The organism is Buchnera aphidicola (Pterocallis alni) (assembly GCF_964059075.1).
In the GTDB taxonomy this organism is placed as follows: domain Bacteria; phylum Pseudomonadota; class Gammaproteobacteria; order Enterobacterales; family Enterobacteriaceae; genus Buchnera_L; species Buchnera_L aphidicola_AN.
Genome location: NZ_OZ060377.1, coordinates 248,112 through 266,582, shown reverse-complemented (window position 1 = coordinate 266,582; position 18,471 = coordinate 248,112). Strand labels below are relative to the sequence as shown.

The window sequence follows — 18,471 nt, the reverse complement described above, 5'->3', positions numbered from 1 at the left end:
ATCTATTTGTGATGAATCTTTATTACTTGTATTAATGCGAGATATACAATACTATTTAAGAGTAATAATAAAAATATTAATTGTATTACAGAGATAATTATATTTATTGTACATGTGTATATTTTCCGTTGTATTGTTTTTTTTAAAAAAGATATTATACATGTGTAATATTTTATTACACTACTATTAATTTTACTATCTTAATAGTAGTAATATATTTTTAAAATTGTATAATTATTTTTTTAAGTTGTTTATATATTTATCCATTGTAGTTTTTAAATTATCCGATGTTGTACCAAAAATTAATTGTACTCCTTTTCCTGCAATAATTATTCCTGATGCTCCTAATTCTTTAATTTTTGTTTGATTAACTAATGATGTATCTTTTACTGTAATGCGAATTCTTGTAATACAAGCATCTAAGTTAGTAATATTATTTATTCCACCTAATTCAGATATTAATAAAGGTGCTAATTCTTGTGGAGTGTATTTTTTTAGATGATTTTTTATATCTTCTCTACCTGGTGTTTTTAAATTGAAAATATTTATTAAAGTATAAAATATAATATAATATATCAATCCGTATACTACTCCTACCATTGGAAATAACCATATATCGTGTCCACGTATGCTTAATATAATAAAATCTATTAATCCGTGTGAAAAGCTAGTTCCTGCATGCATTCCTAGTAAAATACATAATGGGAATGATAATCCAGATAATATAGCATGTATAATATATAATATTGGACTGGTTAATAAAAATGAAAATTCAATAGGTTCAGTAATTCCAGTCAAGAAAGCAGTTAAAGCTGCAGAAAGCATGATACCTCCAATTTTGGCTCTATTCTGCTTATATGCAGAACGCCAAATAGCAATAGCAGCTCCCGGTAAACCATACATTTTAAATAAAAAACCCCCAGCTAATTTTCCAGCTGTGTTATCACCAGCAATATATCTTGCAATATCACCATGGAATATTTGTCCAGATGAATTAGTATATTCTCCAATTTGCATTTGAAATGGTACATTCCAAATATGATGTAAACCTAATGGTATTAACATTCTTTCTACAAATCCATATATCCCAAAAGCAAGCATTGGATTTTGGTAGGCAGCCCATTGAGAAAATATTTGAATGAGATAATTTATTGGAGGCCATATGAAAGATAATACGCATCCAAATAGTATGGCTGCTATACCAGCAATCATAGGGATAAATCTTTTTCCAGAAAAGAATCCTAAATATTCAGGTAGTTCAATTTGATAAAATTTATTAAATAAATATGCTGTAATTGCACCAGCAATAATTCCCCCTAACACTCCAGTATCATTTAAGTTTTGATTTTTTATGTGGATATTATATAATTCAATAACAATAGGAATAATAATTGCTGTAGTAGTAATCATAATTTTTTGACAAATTACAGCTGCTAATGCAGCAATACCATCATTATTTGTAAATCCTAATGTAATACCGATGGCAAAAATTAATGGTATATTTTTAAAAACTACCCCTCCTGTTGCAGACATAATTTGAGATATAATTGGTGGTATTATGGTAAAATGTGCTGATCCAATTCCTAGTAAAATACCTGCAATAGGTAATACTGATACTGGAATCATTAATGATTTTCCTAATTTTTGTAGATTAGAAAACATATTTTTTAGCATATCATGTATTTCCTAGATGTATTTTTTAATATTAAATAAATTGTTAAAATTATTTTGAATAATTTTAGATAAATCAAATAAATTGATCCCCTTAATTTTTGCAATATATTTTGCAATATATAATAAGTACGCTGGATTATTACATTTACCTCTTTTAGGTTCTGGAGATAAATATGGAGAATCTGTTTCTATTAATAATTTATTTAATGGTATAAATTTAATTATTGGTTGTAAATAACTTGCATTCTTAAAGGTGATTATTCCGGATAGAGAAATATAAAATCCTAAATCTAATATTTTTTTTGCAAAATTTATATCTCCAGTGAAAGAATGAATTACACCTGTACATTTTTGGAATTTTTTTTGGGAAAGTATATTTATGATTTCCATTTCAGAATTTCTAGTATGTATAATGATGGGTTTTTTATATATGATGCTTAATCGAATATGTTCTTGAAATATTTTTATTTGTAATGTTTTATTAAATGATGATTTGTAAAAATCTAATCCTGTTTCACCTAATGCAATTACATGTTTGTGTTTTTTAATTATTTCTTGTAATTGTAAAATATGTTTTTTAAGTATATTATTATGTAGTGGGTGTATTCCACAACTATATAAAATATTTGGATATTTTTTAAATAAAGAAAATGATTTTTTATAATCTGAAATAGATATCGCGACAGTTAAAAAAATTTTAATATTATAGGAATATGCTTTTTGTAAAATATTTTTTATATTTTTTTTTTTTTTTTGTAAAATATTTAAATGACAATGTGAATCAATTAAATACATGTTTATACTCTTTTATTATTTAAAAATGATAAATTATTTTGAATGTTTATTGTATTCCCATTTTAATAATTCTTGTAATATTAGTAATTCTTGATTAATGTATTGGATATGAATTAATTTATTTTGACATTTTATCCAAGATTTTAAAATGATTTGTATAAAATTATATGTATACTTTTTCGATATTTCTTGAATTAGTTGTAATTGATCTATATTGATTAAAAATGTAAAAAAATTTTTTTTAAATTTTAAGACATCTAATAATAACAAAATAATCCAATTGATTTTTATATAAATATTTTTTTTACTTAAGATAGGTAATAATATAAAATAATTATTTTTTATAATTGCACATCGTATATTGTATAAAACATATTTTCTTAAAGAAAATATATTATTTTCAATAAGTTTTTTTGATAATTCTGGATTATTATTATTATTTCTTAAAATTATTAAAGATTTTTTTTTTTTTTTTATATTGGTATTTTTTATTATCCAAGCCAATCCAATATTTTCTCTTGGAGGGTATATTTTATATTTTAAACATCTACTTGAAAATGTTTTATGTATATTATGATTTATACTACTTCCAATAAAAAAAAATGTATCTTTTGGAGGTTCTTCAATTATTTTTAATAATGTATTAATTCCATATATTGTTAGTTTTTTATAACTTGGTATCCAAATTATTTTACTTCCATATTGTTGTGATGTATTTAAAATTTTTTTTATTGTATTTTTTATAATATCTACTTCTATAAATGTATTTTTTTTTTGGTATAAAATATAAAAGTCTGGATGGTTTTTACTGACAATTAATAAACATCCTGTGCATTTTCCGCAACTGCGGATTCCTATTTTATTTGTACAAAAAATCCATTTACTAATTTCCATAATAATTGTAAAAGTATTATGGATATTATATGATTTTATTAAGATAATATTGTGTAGTTGATTTTTTTTATAATTTTTGATAATTTCAATATATATTTTTTTTAACCATGGATATTGATTAATATACATATTGAAACCATTTTTTAAATTTATTTATTACATCATTTTGTACAATATTACTTTTTAAGTTTGCATCAATTTTTATACTATGATAATTTTGAGCAATTAATTTTAAATAAATATTTCTAGTTCTGTTAAAAAAATTTAAACTATTTTTTTCTATTTTATCTTCTTTATTACGCATTATAGATCTTTGTATAGAATTTTTGGGCAAGACATCGAGATATATTGTTAAATCAGGGATTAGTGGTTTTAAAGTCATTTGTTGTAATTTTTGTATAATATTTTTTTTAATTTTAAATCCTCCTCCTTGATAAGCATATGAAGATAAATCATATCTATCAGATATAATCCATATGTTTTTTTTTAACGATGGTCTAATAATATTTTCGATTAATTGTATTCTTGCTGCATAGATTAATAATAAATTTGTTTTTTTGTGAATAATTTCATTTGAATTAGGATATTTTATAATGTTTCTAATTTTTTCAGCTATTTTAGTACTACCAGGTTCTCTTACGGTTAAGATTTTTTTTATTCCCATATTATGTAATAATAATTTAAGAATTTGACATATTGTTGTTTTTCCAGAACAATCTAATCCTTCTAATACAATAAATTTACTTTTTTTCATATTTTTTTATTTTATTAATATAATTAGCAATATCTTCAATATTTTTAAAATTTTCAGATATTTCCTCTGGTATTTCTAATTGGAATTCTTCTTCTATAGCCATATAAATTTCTATTATATCTAATGAATCTAAATTCAACTCTTTATATAAATGAGTTGTATTATTTATTTTTTTATTTTTTATTTCCAATGTTTTAATAATAATGTTTTTTATATTGTTTTGTAATTGGTTCATATGAATATTATTTATTATGAAAATGATATTTAAGTGATATTATAAGTATATATTTTTTTATAATATTTTTTAATTCATATACATTCCTCCGTTGATATGAATTGTTTGTCCTGTAATATATGAGGCAGATGGAGAAGATAAAAATAATACCGCATGCGCTATATCTTTAGTGGAACCAAATTTTTTTAATGGAATTTTTGATAAATATTGTTGCATTTTTTTTTTTGGTATATTTTTTGTCATATCTGTTTTAATAAAACCAGGAGCAATAATATTAGCAGTGATACCTTTATCTGCTACTTCTAACGCTAGTGTTCTATTAAATCCAATAATCCCAGCTTTAGATGCGCAATAGTTTATTTGTCCAATATTTCCAATATAACTTATAATTGATCCTATTGTAATTATTCTTCCATATTGATTTTTTATCATAGGTTTGATAACTAATTTGCATAAATGAAAAATAGAATTTAAATTTATTTGTAAGACATTATTCCATTCATAACTTTTCATATTTATTAAAAGTTTATCTATTTTTGTTCCTGCATTATTAATTAATATATCAATATTTCCAATATTATTATTTATATATCTTATACATTGTGATATTTCATATTCATACATAGTATTTAATATCAACCCAAATCCATTACTTTGTAAATTTTTACTAATGTTTTTTTTTCCATTTAAACTAGTTGCAGTTCCAATAACTGTAATATTATTTTGTGATAATATATATGCAATGGATTTTCCAATTCCTTTATTTGCTCCAGTAACTAAAGCTATTTTTTTTTTATTTTTCATTTTATATTTGTTGTTAAATTTAAAGCAGAATATATGTTTTCTAAGTTATTCATAGGTATTAATTTGATATTTTTTCTTTTTTTTATTAAATTAATTAAAATATTATTCATTCCTAATTCTAATATTATATTAGATTGAGATTTTATTAAATTTATTGTTTTATACCATTGTACTGGTTTATACAGTTGTTTAATGAGAGATTTACGTATTGTGTGTTTAGATGCTTGTTTTTTTACAGATATACTACTAATTACTGGATATGTTGAATGTTGAAAATGTATTTTTTTTATTTTTTTAGATAATTTTCTAGTTAGTTTTCTCATTATATAACAATGTGCTGCAATATTTACTGGAATATTAAGTATTTTGTGAGCTCCATTTTTCTTACATGTTATGCTAACATTTTGTACTGCTTGTTTATGTCCAGAAATAATAATTTGTTTTTTTGAGTTTATACTTGCTATATTTACTATTTTTTTATAGGAATATTTTTTACATATTTTTAATATAATTTTTTTATTTAAACCGATAATTGCCTGCATTTGGACTTCTTGTTTTGCACTATACTTTTCCATAATTTTTCCTCTATATGCAACTAATTTTACTGCTTCAGAAAATGTAATAATTTTTGCACATACTAAGGCTGCATATTCTCCTAAACTATGACCTGAGGAAATATTGGGATTAGAACCTCCTAATTTTTTCCATAATCTGTATATTGCTACAGAATATACTAATATTAATGGTTGGATATACTGGTTTTTATTTAAATAGTGTGAAGTATTTATTAATTTCCAGAGATTATAATTCAAATAATTTGAAGCTTCTAAAAAAGTATTTTGTATAATAGTGCTGTTTTTATATAATTTGTGTAGTATATTTATTTTGTGAGATCCTTGGCCTGGAAAAATCATAGCAAAAGATGGCATAAAATTATTTTCCTATAATTCTTGTTTTTAGTCCATATAATAATATTTTAAAAATATAAATTATAGAGATATATTTATATGGTTTTATTACCATTTTTTATGATTTATATATATTTTTTATTAGTACTTTTTTTCCTTTATATAGTAAATTTTTTGTTAAACAATGTCTAATGTGTATTTCTTTACTAGATTTATCAGTGGATAAGTTCGGTAGATTAATTTTATCATGTGATCTACGCATACCTCTTTTTGAACGAGTTGGTTTACTTTTTTGTACTGCCATATAATATTCCTTTTAATAATAAAAATTATTTTTTTATATATAATACAATAATTATTTCATATATTTTTTAAATCTATTCTTGATTGGAGCTTTAATAAAGTATTGTTTATTATTGATAGGATGATAAAAAATTATACTTTGTGCATGTAATAAAATTTTTTTTTTTTTATGTTTGGTATGTATTTTATCATCTAAATTAGTATTGCCATACAATTTATCAAATAATATGGGATTTCCGATATATGCTGCATGCACTCTAATTTGATGAGTTCGACCTGTTTTTGGTATAATTATTGCAAGCGTTGTATGTTTAAAAAAATATTTTTCTTTAAATATAGTAGTTGATGGTTTACCATGGGTGTGAATTATAACTTTTTTTTTTTCATTAGGTAATTGATTTTTGATTAATGGTTGTGAAATAATTTGTTTGTTTGGTATCATTTTTCCGTGTAATAATGCTATATATTTTTTTTTTACTTTCTTTTCTTTAAATTGTTGTTGTATTTTTTTAAGTGAAGTTTTATTTTTACACATCATTAATATTCCTGATGTATCTTTATCTAATCTATGTATTAATTCTAAATATGTGCAACTATTTTTAATTATTCTAAATAATTCAATTATTCCATATGCTATTCCACTTCCTCCATGTACTGGAATACCAGATGGTTTATTAATTATTATTAAATGTTTATCTTCATACAATATACAAGATAATAATTTTTCTTTTATTCTTTTATTTATGTATAAAGATTGTTTTTTTTTTAATTGAATATTTTGAATTGAAATATTATCTCCTAATGCTAATCTGTAATGAGGTAATATTTTTTTTTCATTTATTTTTATATTTCCTATTCTAATTTTTTTATATAATTGATTTTTAGAAGTAATTTGAAATTTAGATAATATAAAATTATCTATTCGCTGATCGATGTTATTATTTTTAATTATTATATTTATTATTTTGGTATTTTCTTGTTTCATATTTCTGTAAATTTTAATTTTCTTATTTTTTTATTAATATCATAATTTTTTTAAATAAATTATATTTTTGATTTACTATGATAAATTATACAAAATCATTCACATAATTATTATATATTTTTTTTATTATTTTAAAAATAGAAAATTTTTAGATAGATATATGTTTGTTAAAATATTATATATTATGAATAATAAATATTATTTTTATCTTATATTATTTCAATATTTACTGATTATAATATATATTTTAAATGATTATTAAAATTGTATTAATAAAAAATTTTATTTAGTATGTATTATAATTATATATTTTATGTAATATTATAAATTGAATATATTTAATATATTAATATTTTAAAATAAAATTTTTATATATTATATTGTAAGAAAAAAATTTATAGTATTTTATAATTATATATAAATTAAGATATATTGATATTCTTATATGTTTAAATAGAATAATTGATTTATTTTGGAGGAAGAGAGATTCGAACTCTCGGATGAGTATTACCCATCGGCGGTTTTCAAGACCGCTGCCTTAAACCACTCGGCCATCCCTCCTTCTTTTGTTTGAATAAATTTCTATTCTTAATACTTATGATAATATAACTATCATTTAATGTAAAGTTTTTTTAAATATTTACTTCTTGTATTATAAAGTTTAATATATTATAATTATTACATAATTTTATTTTTTTAAATAAAATTGGACAAGATTATCAATAAAGTTTAAAATAAATTATATTGATATAATGTGGCGCGTTGACAGATTGGTTATGTGGCGGACTGCAAATCCGTATAATCTGGTTCGACTCCAGAACGCGCCTATATAATTGCCCGGATGGTGAAATAGGTAAACACAAGGGACTTAAAATCCCTCGGCTTAACAGCTTTGCGGGTTCGATTCCCGCTCTGGGTAATATTTAATAATTTTATTTATAATTTATTACTGTATAATATATGTATGATTTTATATCTTTTATATATTACACATTAATATATTAATTAATAACATCAATATATAATTTAAGGTATTAATAATATTTTTTAATATTATTAATACAATAATATATATAATAAAACGACTATATTATAATTTATTAATATGTTAAAAAATAATATTATTGAATTTAAAGGTAATATTTTTACATTATCAGTACTATATATCAAAAGTGATATTGTAGATTTAGTAAAAATATCTATATTAAAAAAAATAAATCAATTTCCTTTTTTTTTAAAAAAAACACCTATTATATTAAATATTTCATTTTTGACTAATCGGGTAGATTGGAAAAAAATGGAGCAAGCAATTTGTGAAACGGGATTGCAAATTATTGGAATTATTGGAAATATAAATAATGTATTAAAAAAAATAATTATACAATCTAAAATTCCTATTCTATCCAAAGGGTTACATCATTCTAATAATAAAAATATTCTAGAAAAATATAATATTTTATTAAATAAAAAAAATACATCTAAAATAATTAATACACCAGTTAGAGCAGGTCAAACTATTTATGTGCATCATTCTGATTTAATTATTACAAATAATGTCAATGCTGGTGCTGAATTAATAGCGGGAGGTAATATTCATATTTATGGGACTATGAGAGGTCGTGCTTTAGCTGGAGCTCACGGGGATCAAACAAGACAAATTTTTTGTACTAGATTATTTGCAGAATTACTTTCAATTTCAGGAGAATATTTATTAATGGATCATATACCGCATAATATGCTAGGTAAATCTGTGGGTGCTATTTTAAATAATAATATTATATCTGTTTATCCATTATCATAATATAAATTTATATTTATCAAGGATAAATATATGGCTCGTATTATTGCAGTAACATCAGGAAAAGGGGGAGTGGGGAAAACTACATCTAGTGCTTCTATTGCAACAGGATTAGCTCAAAATGGTAAAAAAACTATCGTAATTGATTTTGATATTGGTTTAAGAAATTTAGATTTAGTGATGGGTTGTGAAAGAAGAGTAGTATATGATTTAATTAACGTTATTGATGGTGATGCTACTTTATATCAAGCGATGATTAAAGATAAATATACAGATAATTTGTTTATTTTACCCGCCTCACAAACTAAAAACAAAAATTCTTTAACAATAGATGGTATTAATAAAATTTTTAAACAATTATTAGATATGAAATTTGAATTTATTATTTGTGATTCTCCAGCTGGTATTGAGAATGGTGCTTTATTATCTATATATTTTGCAGATGAAGCAATTGTTGTTACTAATCCCGAAGTATCATCTGTAAGAGATGCTGATAGAATATTAGGTATTATTTCTGCTGAATCGAATAGATCTAAAAATAATTTATTGCCCATGAAAGAATATTTATTATTAACAAGATATAATCCTATTCGAGTAGAGAATGGAGATATGTTAAGTATGCATGATGTTTTAGATATATTACGTATTCCATTAATTGGTGTAATACCTGAAGATCCATTTGTTTTAAAATCTTCTAATCAAGGTAGTCCAGTCATTTTAAGTAGTTTATCTATTGCAGGACAGGCATATCATGATACAGTTTGTAGATTAATAGGGAAAAAGTGCGATTTTAGATTTATTAAATCGAAAAAGAAAAGTTTTTTTCAAAGACTGTTTGGGCGGTAAATATGTTATTATCCAGATTTTTTTTATTTCGTACGAAAAACACAGCATATGTAGCTAAAAAAAGATTGCAATATATTTTTTTAAATAAGCCAAATCATAATATGTATCCAAAATATTTTAATAATTTAAAAAAAGATTTGTGTTATATAATACATAAATATATTCAAGTAAAAGATAATATGATTAATATAGATATCAATTATGAAAATATCAATGTATTAGTTTTAAAATTAGATATAGTTTTATCTCATAATTGAATTTTTTATTTACTTTGGTAATAATAAAAAAATTTTATTAATATATAAATTTTTATGAAACATGTAATATGTTTACATGGGAAAATATAATGAGTGAAAAAGTTATTATTTTTGATACATCTCTTAGAGATGGAGAACAATCTTTACAGTCTAGTTTAAGTGTAAAAGAAAAGTTACAAATAGCACTTGCTTTAGAAAGAATGAATATTGATGTTATGGAGGTTGGATTTCCCATTTCTTCTCCTGGAGATTTTAATTCAGTTAAAGTAATATCAAATACTATTAAAAATGTTAAAATATGTAGTTTAGCTAGGTGTGTTGATAAAGATATTGATGTTGCTGCTGATGCTATGTCTGGTATGGATAATTCTAGAATTCATATTTTTTTAGGTACATCTAATTTACATATGCAATATAAATTACGAAAAAATTTTGATGAAATATTATCTATGGCGGTACGTTCTGTACAGAGAGCTAAACGATATACGGATGATGTTGAATTTTCATGTGAAGATGCTGGTCGAACATCAATAGATAATTTATGTCGTATTGTAGAATGTGTGATTGCATCTGGAGCAACTACTATTAATATACCAGATACTGTAGGATATACTGTACCGAATCAATTTTATAATATTATTAAATCTTTATATGAAAAAGTTCCAAATATTGATAAAGCGGTTATATCTGTCCATTGTCACGATGATTTAGGTATGGCTGTGGCAAATTCTATTTCTGCTATTATGGCAGGTGCTCGTCAAGTAGAAGGTACAATGAACGGTATTGGTGAAAGAGCAGGTAATGCAGCATTAGAAGAAATTATTATGACAATTTTTGCTCGTTCGGATATTTTAGATGTACATACTGATATCAATAAAAAAGAAATATATCGTACTAGTAAAATTATTAGTCAAATTTGTAATATGCCTATTCCTGCTAATAAAGCGATTGTTGGTAGTAATGCTTTTGCTCATTCTTCTGGTATTCATCAAGATGGTATTTTAAAAAATAGAGAAAATTACGAGATTTTATCTCCTGTAATTATAGGATTGAAAGATGTACAATTGAATTTAACTTCTAGATCAGGTAGAGCGGCAGTACGATATCGTATGACACAAATGGGATATAAAGATGATGAATATGATATTAATAAGTTATATGTTTCATTTTTAAAATTAGCTGATAAAAAAGGACAAGTATTTGATTATGATTTAGAAGCTTTGGCTTTTATTAATAATCATCAAGAACATCCAGAATATTTTAGATTAGATTATTTTAATGTTAAATCCAGTTCTACAGGTTCTGCTAAAGCTTCTGTAACATTAATTTGTGGAAATGATATTAAGACTAAATCTGCTACTACAAGTAATGGACCGGTAGATGCAGTATATCAAGCTTTAAGCAAAATTTCTGGTTATTCTATCTTATTACAGAAATTCCAATTATTTGCTAAAGGTAAAGGAAAAGATGCATTAGGTCAGGTAGATATTTTAGTAGAATACAAAAAAAGGAAATTTCATGGAATAGGATTAGCTACTGATATTATTGAATCTTCATCTAAAGCTATGGTTAATGTATTAAATAATATATGGAGAGCTAATCAAGTAACTCTTAAATTAAACAAATTTAATGTATGATAAAATATGTTTGTTTTGAGTATTATGGTTATAAAATTAATATTTAAATATAATATTTTATTTATTCATTTGATAAAGAATAATTGAATATGAAAAAAAAATTTTATATAGCAGTATTACCTGGAGATGGTATTGGCCCGGAAGTAATGAAGCAAGCATATAAAATATTAAATATATTACAAGAAAAGTGTTTTTTAAAAATTGTATATCAAGAATATGATATAGGAGGTATTGCAATAGATCGTTTTGGTACCGCTTTACCTCAAAAAACATTATTAGCATGTGAAAAATCAGATGCTATTTTATTAGGTTCAGTAGGTGGTCCAAAATGGAGTTTTTTACCTGATCATCAACAGCCAGAACGAGCAGCATTATTAAAATTAAGAAAACATTTTAATTTATTTGCAAACATTCGTCCTGCTCGATTATATCCAGAATTGAAAAATTTATCTCCATTACGTTCTACTATTGTTAATAAAGGTATTGATATACTTTGTATTCGTGAGTTAACTGGTGGTATTTACTTTGGTGATTCTAAAAGAAATATAACTATTAATTCCAAAATATGTGCATTTGATACAGAAATATATTATAAATTTGAAATAGAAAGGATAACTAGATTAGCCTTTGAGATTGCTCGTACAAGACAGAATAAAATTACTTCGATTGATAAAGCAAATGTTTTACAAAGTTCTAAATTATGGAGGGAAGTAGTAAATACAATATCACAAGAATATCCAGATGTGCATGTATCACATTTATATATAGATAATGCTGTAATGCAAATTATTCAAAATCCTAATCAATTTGATGTTATATTATGTTCAAATTTATTTGGTGATATTTTATCAGATGAATGTGCATCTATTATTGGATCTATTGGAATGTTGGCTTCTGCTAGTTTAAATGAAAATAATTTTGGTTTATATGAACCTGCTGGAGGTTCTGCTCCAGATATTACAGGTAAAAATATTGCTAATCCTATTGCACAAATTTTATCTGTTGCTTTGTTATTACAGTATAGTATGAAACTAGATTTTTTATCTGAATCGATTTATTTTGTTATTAAAAAAGTTTTACAATTAGGATATAGAACATTTGATATTACTGAGAATAAAAAAGATTATGTCAATACTGATCAAATGGGAGATATAATTTCTAAATTATTAATTAAAGAGATATAATATGGGTAAAACATTATATAATAAATTATATGATAGTCATATAGTGTGTAAAGATTTAAATAATACAGATATTTTATATGTTGATTTACATCTGATACATGAAGTTACTTCTCCACAAGCTTTTCATGCAATTAGATTAAAGAATAGAAAGATACGTTGTTCCAATAAAACATTTGCTACTATGGATCATAATGTTTCAACTCAAACGAGTGATGTAAATTTATTAAATGATATGGCTCGTAAACAAATCCAAGCTTTGATAAAAAATTGTAGCGAATTTAATATTCCGCTATATGGTTTACATCATGAAAAACAAGGTATTGTTCATGTCATTGGACCAGAACAAGGTATTACATTACCTGGAATGTTGATTGTATGTGGCGATTCTCATACTTCTACACATGGTGCTTTTGGTGCATTATCATTCGGTATCGGTACATCAGAAGTAGAACATGTTTTTGCTACGCAAACAATTAAACAAAAAAGATCTAAAACAATGAAAATAGAAGTAATGGGTGATTTAAAAAATGGTATTAGCGCTAAGGATATAATATTATTTATTATAAATAAATTAACAGTTTCAGGTGGAACAGGGTATGTTGTAGAATTTTGTGGGAGTGTAATTAAGCAGTTAAGTATGGAAAGTCGTATGACTTTATGTAATATGGCAATAGAAATGGGTGCAAAATCTGGTATTATTGCTCCTGATCAAATTACTTTTAGTTATTTAAAAAATAAAAATTTTTCTCCTAAGGGGGATAATTGGGAAAAAGCAGTGACTTATTGGAAAACATTAAAATCTGATATTGATGCTAATTTTGATAGTGTAGTATATATTGATATTAGTAACTTAGCTCCTCAAGTAACTTGGGGTACTAATCCTAGTCAAGTAATATCTATTGATCAACCTATTCCACATCCTAATTCTTTTACCAATACATTAGAAAAACAGTCTGCTATAAAATCTTTACTATATATGGGGTTAGATCCGGGTGTTTTATTAACCGATATAGCAATTAATAAAGTATTTATTGGATCTTGTACAAATTCTAGAATTGAAGATTTAAGAATTGTTGCAAATATTGTAAAAAATAAAATAGTTCATCATTCTGTACAAGCATTAATTGTTCCTGGATCTAAATTAGTAAAAAAACAAGCAGAATTAGAAGGTTTAGATAAAATATTTATAAATTCTGGTTTTGAATGGAGATTACCAGGTTGTTCAATGTGTTTGGGTATGAATGATGATCAATTAAATCCAGGAGATCGTTGTGCTTCAACTAGTAATCGTAATTTTGAACATAGACAAGGTCGCAATGGTAGAACACATTTATTAAGTCCTGCTATGGCAGCTATTGCAGCAATTTTTGGTAAATTTAAAGATGTGAGAGTAATATAATTATAAATATTTGGAGTCAATATTGAAAAAATTTACTGTGCATACTGGTCTTATTGCCCCATTAGATATTTGTAATGTTGATACAGATGCTATTATACCAAAACAATTTTTACAAAAAATTGATAGGACAGGATTTTCGGATGATTTATTTTTTCATTGGAGGTGTATTGGTGGTGATAAAAATAATATTGACAAAAATTTTTTTTTAAATAACTTACATTACAAAAAATCTAGTATTTTAATTACAAGAGATAATTTTGGTTGTGGTTCTTCTCGTGAACATGCTGTATGGGCATTATTAGATTATGGTTTTAAATGTATTATTGCTCCTAATTTTGCAGATATATTTTATAGTAATAGTTTTAATAATGGTTTATTATTAATTACCTTAAATACATTGGATATAGATAATATTTTTAATATTATTTACAATAATCCTGGAATTCAGGCTACTGTAAGTTTAAAATCAAATTTTGTATCTTTAAATGGAGAAAAATACGATTTTAAAATAGATGATTTTTATCGTTATTGTTTGTTACATGGATTAGATAGTATTGATTTAACTTTAAAACATGAATGTAATATTTTAAAATATGAAAAAAATATACCTATTTTTTTAAATCACAATTAATTTTAATAAACATTTTAATAAACTACATAATGTAATATTTTATAACATTATATTGTGTAGTTTATTAAGTTCAACATTTTATTTTTTTAATATAGGGTGATTTAAATAATTTATATTAATAAGTGGTGATAAGTGTATTTTTTTTTTTTTTATAGACTGGAATATTGTAATTAAATCTAATGCATTGGGTGTATGAAAAGGAATAAATTTTAAAAATGGATTTTTAAGGGATATAAAAAATTCTTTTTCAGAACCTATAAAATACCATATTTTTTTTAAATTTTTTATTTTTTTGTTTAATTCTTGCATATTTAATAATAGTTCTTGATCAATTTTATTCCATTTTTCATTTTTATTAATATATTGTCCCCAGTATACATTATTTTTATTTGTTGGAATGCATACTATAATTTTTTTTATTTTTTTTCTTCTTTTTGCCTGTTCAGCTAGTGATTTTAAAGTGGATATACTGAATAAAGGGATTTTATGAGGTATGGAAAGACCTTGTGCAACATTGACTCCTATTCTGATACTTGTAAAATACCCAGGACCTTTAGAAACTAAAATAATTTTTATATCATATATTTTTATATTATTTCGTTGTAATATTTTATGGATTATAGTTAAAATATTTTTCTCATGTCTTTGATTACAGTATATTATTTTTGTATCAATGGTGTTTTTATTTAATACTGCAATAGAAGTTTTATGCATAGATGTGTCAATAGATAATATTTTATTGTACATATTTTATTTTTATAACATGTATTATATGATTGCTAGTATCATAATATATTTTATTATTCATGGTTATTATATTTATTTTTTATAATACGTACTAAATTAATTCGATATTCTGTAGATTTAATAATATGAAAAGTCATAGGTACGATCTGAATAATATCTCCAGGTTTAGGTACTTTACCATATTTAGAAATTAGTAATCCAGATAAAGAGGAGTAATTTTTTTTTTTATATAAAAATTCTTTTATTTTTAATAATTGTCCTAATGTATGTAAATCTGTATTTCCTTTTACTAACCAACTATTTTTTTCTATAATAACTTCTGGTGTTTCATCTGCATCTGGAAATTCTCCAGCAATAGCTTCTAATACGTCTAATGGTGTAATTAATCCTTGTATTACACCAAATTCATTTGTTACAATAATACAGTTTCCTTTTGATTTTCTTAATATTTTTATTACATTAATTGGATCTAAAGTATCTAATATAATAATAGGAGGGTATTGCAATGCATATTTTTTTATATCATATGTTGGATCATTTAAATATACTAATAACTCTTTAGCTCTAACAATTCCAATTATTGCATCTAGTTCTCCTGTACATACGGGGAATAAACTATGTGGTGTATCTAATAACTTTTTTTTTATTTGATTATTTGTATGTTGGATGTTAATCCAAGAAATATCATTTCTTGGTGTCATGATACTTCTAATAGATCTAGCCGCTAGAGTTAATACTCCATTAATCATATATTTTTCTTCATCTTGGAAATTATCAACATAAAAACGAGATGTATGGTACATATGATGTAATTTTTTTTTTTCTTTATTTTTTATATATGATTCGTTTTTTTTTTTTGTCATGAATTTAATAATAATTTCTGTAGCTCTCTGTCTAATAGGAAGTAAAGATTCATTTTTTATCATATTATGTAATGCGATTTGGTTAAAAATTTCAATAAGTATAGAAAAACCTATAGATACATAAATATATCCTTTTGGTATATATAATCCAAATGATTCTGATACCAAACTAATCCCAATCATAATTAAAAAACTTAAACATAAGACTATGATCGTTTTATGTAAATTAATAAATTGTGATATTTTTTTTGAAGTGATAATCATAAAAATTGTAGCAATTATGACTGCTACAATCATAATAAATAATTTATTCACTATTCCAACTGCTGTAATAACAGAGTCTAGTGAAAAAATAGCATCTAATATTACTATTTGAGTAATCGTAATCCAAAATCCAGAATAATTTTTATTTTTTTTATTGTTATTTGGTTTTCCATCTAGTTTTTCATGTAATTCAATAGTTGCTTTAAATAATAAAAATAATCCACCAGATAATAATATTAAATCTCTACCGGAAAGATTAAAGTATTTATTATTAAATATAGGGTTAGTTAAGGTAATTAACCAAGATATTATTGTTAATAATAATACACGCATGATTAGTGATAAACCTAATCCTATAAATCGTGCTTTATCTCTTTGTTTAGGAGATAATTTTTCAGCTAAAATAGTAATAAATATTAAATTATCAATCCCTAATACAATTTCTAGTATAATTAGTGTGAATAATCCAATCCATGTTGCTGGATTTAATAAAAATTCCATTTATAACTCCATATAAAATAATAAAATAATAGAATTTTTATATCAAGCATATAATAAATATTATGTATTAAGCATGTTTTATTTATACGATTGTTTAAGTAATGCTTCTATTCTATCTTTTAATGGAGGGTGTGAATCAAATAAATTCATAAATGATTGTGTTGTTCCTCGAATACAGTATGCTGTCATATTATTTTTTGCTTTAGGTTCGGTTAAGTGTCTAAAATTTTCTAATAAATTAATCATATTATGCCATCCTATTCTTTTTGCTGCATCTGCATCAGCTTTGAATTCACGATATCTAGAAAATGTTAGAACAATTACGCTTGCTAGCATTCCAAATATAGTTTGTAATGTCATGGATATTGTATAATGTATTAGAACATGGTATGATTTTAAAAAATCAAATCTTTTATGTCCTATTAATATGTGTATGACTAATTTAGCAATCATACTAGAGATAAAAAAAACAAATGTATTTATTACTCCTTGTATTAAAGTTAAAGTAACCATGTCTCCATTAACAATATGACTTAATTCATGAGCAATAACTGCTTGAATATTTCTTTTATTCATATTTCTTAATAAACTTGTAGATAAACCAACCAATGCATTATTTTTGCTATATCCTGTGGCAAAAGCATTGACGGTATTTGCTGGATATATAGCAACGGTGGGAATTTGAATACCTAATTGTTGTGATTGGAATTTTACTGATTGCATAATCCATTTTTCTAAATTATTTCTTGGGTAGTTAATAATTTTTGCGTTTGTAGATCTAATTGCAGCCCATTTTGATAATAATAAAGATGTTATTGATCCACTGAATCCTACAATTCCAGCAAGAATCATTAGTGATTTAATACTGTGTGCTTTAATACCTGTTATAAATAATATTATTCCAAACATGCATACAACAGATAAATTTGTTAATAAAAATAGTATGATACGTATCATATATTATTTCCTGTGATAATATTTAATAAATTATA

At 23.6% G+C, this 18,471-nt stretch carries 19 protein-coding genes and 3 tRNA genes; 9 read left to right on the top strand and 13 right to left on the bottom strand.

The annotated features are described in order from the left end of the window. Window positions 1-234 precede the first annotated feature (234 nt). The 10 genes from ptsG to AB4W54_RS01160 all read right to left on the bottom strand — a co-directional run bounded on the left by ptsG (window position 235) and on the right by AB4W54_RS01160 (window position 7,913). The gene (ptsG, locus tag AB4W54_RS01205) at window positions 235-1,674 is read right to left on the bottom strand and encodes a PTS glucose transporter subunit IIBC (RefSeq protein WP_367674302.1); all 1,440 of its coding nucleotides are present in this window, start codon (window positions 1,672-1,674) and stop codon (window positions 235-237) included. Between the two features lie 12 nt (window positions 1,675-1,686). After that, the gene (locus tag AB4W54_RS01200; protein ID WP_367674301.1) at window positions 1,687-2,469 is read right to left on the bottom strand and encodes a TatD family hydrolase; all 783 of its coding nucleotides are present in this window, start codon (window positions 2,467-2,469) and stop codon (window positions 1,687-1,689) included. A 33-nt stretch (window positions 2,470-2,502) separates the two neighbouring features. After that, window positions 2,503-3,492: a DNA polymerase III subunit delta' C-terminal domain-containing protein gene (locus tag AB4W54_RS01195; protein WP_367674300.1), complete on the bottom strand. Its 990-nt coding sequence runs from the start codon at window positions 3,490-3,492 to the stop codon at window positions 2,503-2,505. Further along, window positions 3,482-4,117, bottom strand: a complete 636-nt coding sequence (gene tmk / locus AB4W54_RS01190) for a dTMP kinase (protein WP_367674299.1) — start codon at window positions 4,115-4,117, stop codon at window positions 3,482-3,484. The genes AB4W54_RS01195 and tmk overlap by 11 nt, the downstream gene beginning before the upstream one ends. Beyond that, window positions 4,104-4,352 carry an acyl carrier protein gene (gene acpP, locus AB4W54_RS01185; RefSeq protein ID WP_367674298.1) on the bottom strand — a complete coding sequence of 83 codons (249 nt, stop codon included), beginning with the start codon at window positions 4,350-4,352 and terminating at the stop codon, window positions 4,104-4,106. The genes tmk and acpP overlap by 14 nt, the downstream gene beginning before the upstream one ends. 69 nt (window positions 4,353-4,421) lie before the next feature. Further along, window positions 4,422-5,156, bottom strand: coding sequence for a 3-oxoacyl-ACP reductase FabG (gene fabG, locus AB4W54_RS01180; protein WP_367674297.1), 735 nt, complete (start codon window positions 5,154-5,156; stop codon window positions 4,422-4,424). Continuing rightward, on the bottom strand, window positions 5,153-6,085 hold the full coding sequence (fabD, locus tag AB4W54_RS01175) for an ACP S-malonyltransferase (protein WP_367674296.1): 933 nt from the start codon (window positions 6,083-6,085) through the stop codon (window positions 5,153-5,155). The genes fabG and fabD overlap by 4 nt, the downstream gene beginning before the upstream one ends. Window positions 6,086-6,182: 97 nt before the next feature. Then, window positions 6,183-6,368, bottom strand: a complete 186-nt coding sequence (gene rpmF, locus AB4W54_RS01170) for a 50S ribosomal protein L32 (protein ID WP_367674295.1) — start codon at window positions 6,366-6,368, stop codon at window positions 6,183-6,185. A 51-nt stretch (window positions 6,369-6,419) separates the two neighbouring features. Further along, the gene (locus AB4W54_RS01165; protein ID WP_367674294.1) at window positions 6,420-7,352 is read right to left on the bottom strand and encodes an RluA family pseudouridine synthase; all 933 of its coding nucleotides are present in this window, start codon (window positions 7,350-7,352) and stop codon (window positions 6,420-6,422) included. A gap of 473 nt (window positions 7,353-7,825) precedes the next feature. Next, a tRNA-Ser gene (locus tag AB4W54_RS01160) sits at window positions 7,826-7,913 on the bottom strand. Window positions 7,914-8,108: 195 nt separating this feature from the next. On the opposite strand from AB4W54_RS01160, the gene AB4W54_RS01155 reads away from it, so the two are divergent. From AB4W54_RS01155 to leuD, 9 genes are all read left to right on the top strand, one after another. Then, a tRNA-Cys gene (locus AB4W54_RS01155) sits at window positions 8,109-8,179 on the top strand. An 8-nt stretch (window positions 8,180-8,187) separates the two neighbouring features. Then, window positions 8,188-8,271: transfer RNA gene (locus tag AB4W54_RS01150), tRNA-Leu, on the top strand. Between the two features lie 186 nt (window positions 8,272-8,457). After that, window positions 8,458-9,153: a septum site-determining protein MinC gene (gene minC, locus AB4W54_RS01145; protein ID WP_367674293.1), complete on the top strand. Its 696-nt coding sequence runs from the start codon at window positions 8,458-8,460 to the stop codon at window positions 9,151-9,153. Between the two features lie 30 nt (window positions 9,154-9,183). Further along, window positions 9,184-9,996: a septum site-determining protein MinD gene (gene minD / locus AB4W54_RS01140; RefSeq protein ID WP_367674292.1), complete on the top strand. Its 813-nt coding sequence runs from the start codon at window positions 9,184-9,186 to the stop codon at window positions 9,994-9,996. Between the two features lie 2 nt (window positions 9,997-9,998). Continuing rightward, the gene (minE, locus tag AB4W54_RS01135; protein ID WP_367674291.1) at window positions 9,999-10,253 is read left to right on the top strand and encodes a cell division topological specificity factor MinE; all 255 of its coding nucleotides are present in this window, start codon (window positions 9,999-10,001) and stop codon (window positions 10,251-10,253) included. 89 nt (window positions 10,254-10,342) lie between these two features. Beyond that, window positions 10,343-11,890 carry a 2-isopropylmalate synthase gene (gene leuA / locus AB4W54_RS01130; RefSeq protein ID WP_367674290.1) on the top strand — a complete coding sequence of 516 codons (1,548 nt, stop codon included), beginning with the start codon at window positions 10,343-10,345 and terminating at the stop codon, window positions 11,888-11,890. An 89-nt stretch (window positions 11,891-11,979) separates the two neighbouring features. Next, the gene (leuB, locus tag AB4W54_RS01125; protein ID WP_367674289.1) at window positions 11,980-13,074 is read left to right on the top strand and encodes a 3-isopropylmalate dehydrogenase; all 1,095 of its coding nucleotides are present in this window, start codon (window positions 11,980-11,982) and stop codon (window positions 13,072-13,074) included. A 1-nt stretch (window position 13,075) separates the two neighbouring features. Next, window positions 13,076-14,473 (top strand): 3-isopropylmalate dehydratase large subunit, encoded by a 1,398-nt coding sequence (leuC, locus tag AB4W54_RS01120; RefSeq protein ID WP_367674288.1) that lies wholly within the window; start codon window positions 13,076-13,078, stop codon window positions 14,471-14,473. Window positions 14,474-14,492: 19 nt separating this feature from the next. Then, window positions 14,493-15,104 (top strand): 3-isopropylmalate dehydratase small subunit, encoded by a 612-nt coding sequence (gene leuD / locus AB4W54_RS01115; protein WP_367674626.1) that lies wholly within the window; start codon window positions 14,493-14,495, stop codon window positions 15,102-15,104. Between the two features lie 78 nt (window positions 15,105-15,182). On the opposite strand, the gene tsaB is transcribed toward leuD, so the two are convergent. The 3 genes from tsaB to htpX all read right to left on the bottom strand — a co-directional run bounded on the left by tsaB (window position 15,183) and on the right by htpX (window position 18,436). Beyond that, window positions 15,183-15,851, bottom strand: a complete 669-nt coding sequence (gene tsaB, locus AB4W54_RS01110; protein ID WP_367674287.1) for a tRNA (adenosine(37)-N6)-threonylcarbamoyltransferase complex dimerization subunit type 1 TsaB — start codon at window positions 15,849-15,851, stop codon at window positions 15,183-15,185. A 53-nt stretch (window positions 15,852-15,904) separates the two neighbouring features. Next, window positions 15,905-17,479, bottom strand: a complete 1,575-nt coding sequence (locus AB4W54_RS01105; RefSeq protein WP_367674286.1) for a TerC family protein — start codon at window positions 17,477-17,479, stop codon at window positions 15,905-15,907. A 78-nt stretch (window positions 17,480-17,557) separates the two neighbouring features. Beyond that, complete coding sequence (gene htpX / locus AB4W54_RS01100) at window positions 17,558-18,436, bottom strand: protease HtpX (protein WP_367674285.1); 879 nt, start codon at window positions 18,434-18,436, stop codon at window positions 17,558-17,560. Between the last annotated feature and the right edge of the window lie 35 nt (window positions 18,437-18,471).

Bases quoted from the DNA above. Each gene is read 5' to 3' on its own strand.
- leuB (WP_367674289.1), top strand. From the start codon at position 11,980: ATGAAAAAAAAATTTTATATAGCAGTATTACCTGGAGATGGTATTGGC.
- AB4W54_RS01105 (WP_367674286.1), bottom strand. From the start codon at position 17,479: ATGGAATTTTTATTAAATCCAGCAACATGGATTGGATTATTCACACTA.
- minE (WP_367674291.1), top strand. From the start codon at position 9,999: ATGTTATTATCCAGATTTTTTTTATTTCGTACGAAAAACACAGCATAT.
- tsaB (WP_367674287.1), bottom strand. From the start codon at position 15,851: ATGTACAATAAAATATTATCTATTGACACATCTATGCATAAAACTTCT.
- AB4W54_RS01195 (WP_367674300.1), bottom strand. From the start codon at position 3,492: ATGTATATTAATCAATATCCATGGTTAAAAAAAATATATATTGAAATT.
- AB4W54_RS01165 (WP_367674294.1), bottom strand. From the start codon at position 7,352: ATGAAACAAGAAAATACCAAAATAATAAATATAATAATTAAAAATAAT.
- leuA (WP_367674290.1), top strand. From the start codon at position 10,343: ATGAGTGAAAAAGTTATTATTTTTGATACATCTCTTAGAGATGGAGAA.
- acpP (WP_367674298.1), bottom strand. From the start codon at position 4,352: ATGAACCAATTACAAAACAATATAAAAAACATTATTATTAAAACATTG.
- ptsG (WP_367674302.1), bottom strand. From the start codon at position 1,674: ATGCTAAAAAATATGTTTTCTAATCTACAAAAATTAGGAAAATCATTA.
- AB4W54_RS01200 (WP_367674301.1), bottom strand. From the start codon at position 2,469: ATGTATTTAATTGATTCACATTGTCATTTAAATATTTTACAAAAAAAA.
- fabD (WP_367674296.1), bottom strand. From the start codon at position 6,085: ATGCCATCTTTTGCTATGATTTTTCCAGGCCAAGGATCTCACAAAATA.
- rpmF (WP_367674295.1), bottom strand. From the start codon at position 6,368: ATGGCAGTACAAAAAAGTAAACCAACTCGTTCAAAAAGAGGTATGCGT.
- leuC (WP_367674288.1), top strand. From the start codon at position 13,076: ATGGGTAAAACATTATATAATAAATTATATGATAGTCATATAGTGTGT.
- fabG (WP_367674297.1), bottom strand. From the start codon at position 5,156: ATGAAAAATAAAAAAAAAATAGCTTTAGTTACTGGAGCAAATAAAGGA.
- htpX (WP_367674285.1), bottom strand. From the start codon at position 18,436: ATGATACGTATCATACTATTTTTATTAACAAATTTATCTGTTGTATGC.
- minC (WP_367674293.1), top strand. From the start codon at position 8,458: ATGTTAAAAAATAATATTATTGAATTTAAAGGTAATATTTTTACATTA.
- tmk (WP_367674299.1), bottom strand. From the start codon at position 4,117: ATGAAAAAAAGTAAATTTATTGTATTAGAAGGATTAGATTGTTCTGGA.
- minD (WP_367674292.1), top strand. From the start codon at position 9,184: ATGGCTCGTATTATTGCAGTAACATCAGGAAAAGGGGGAGTGGGGAAA.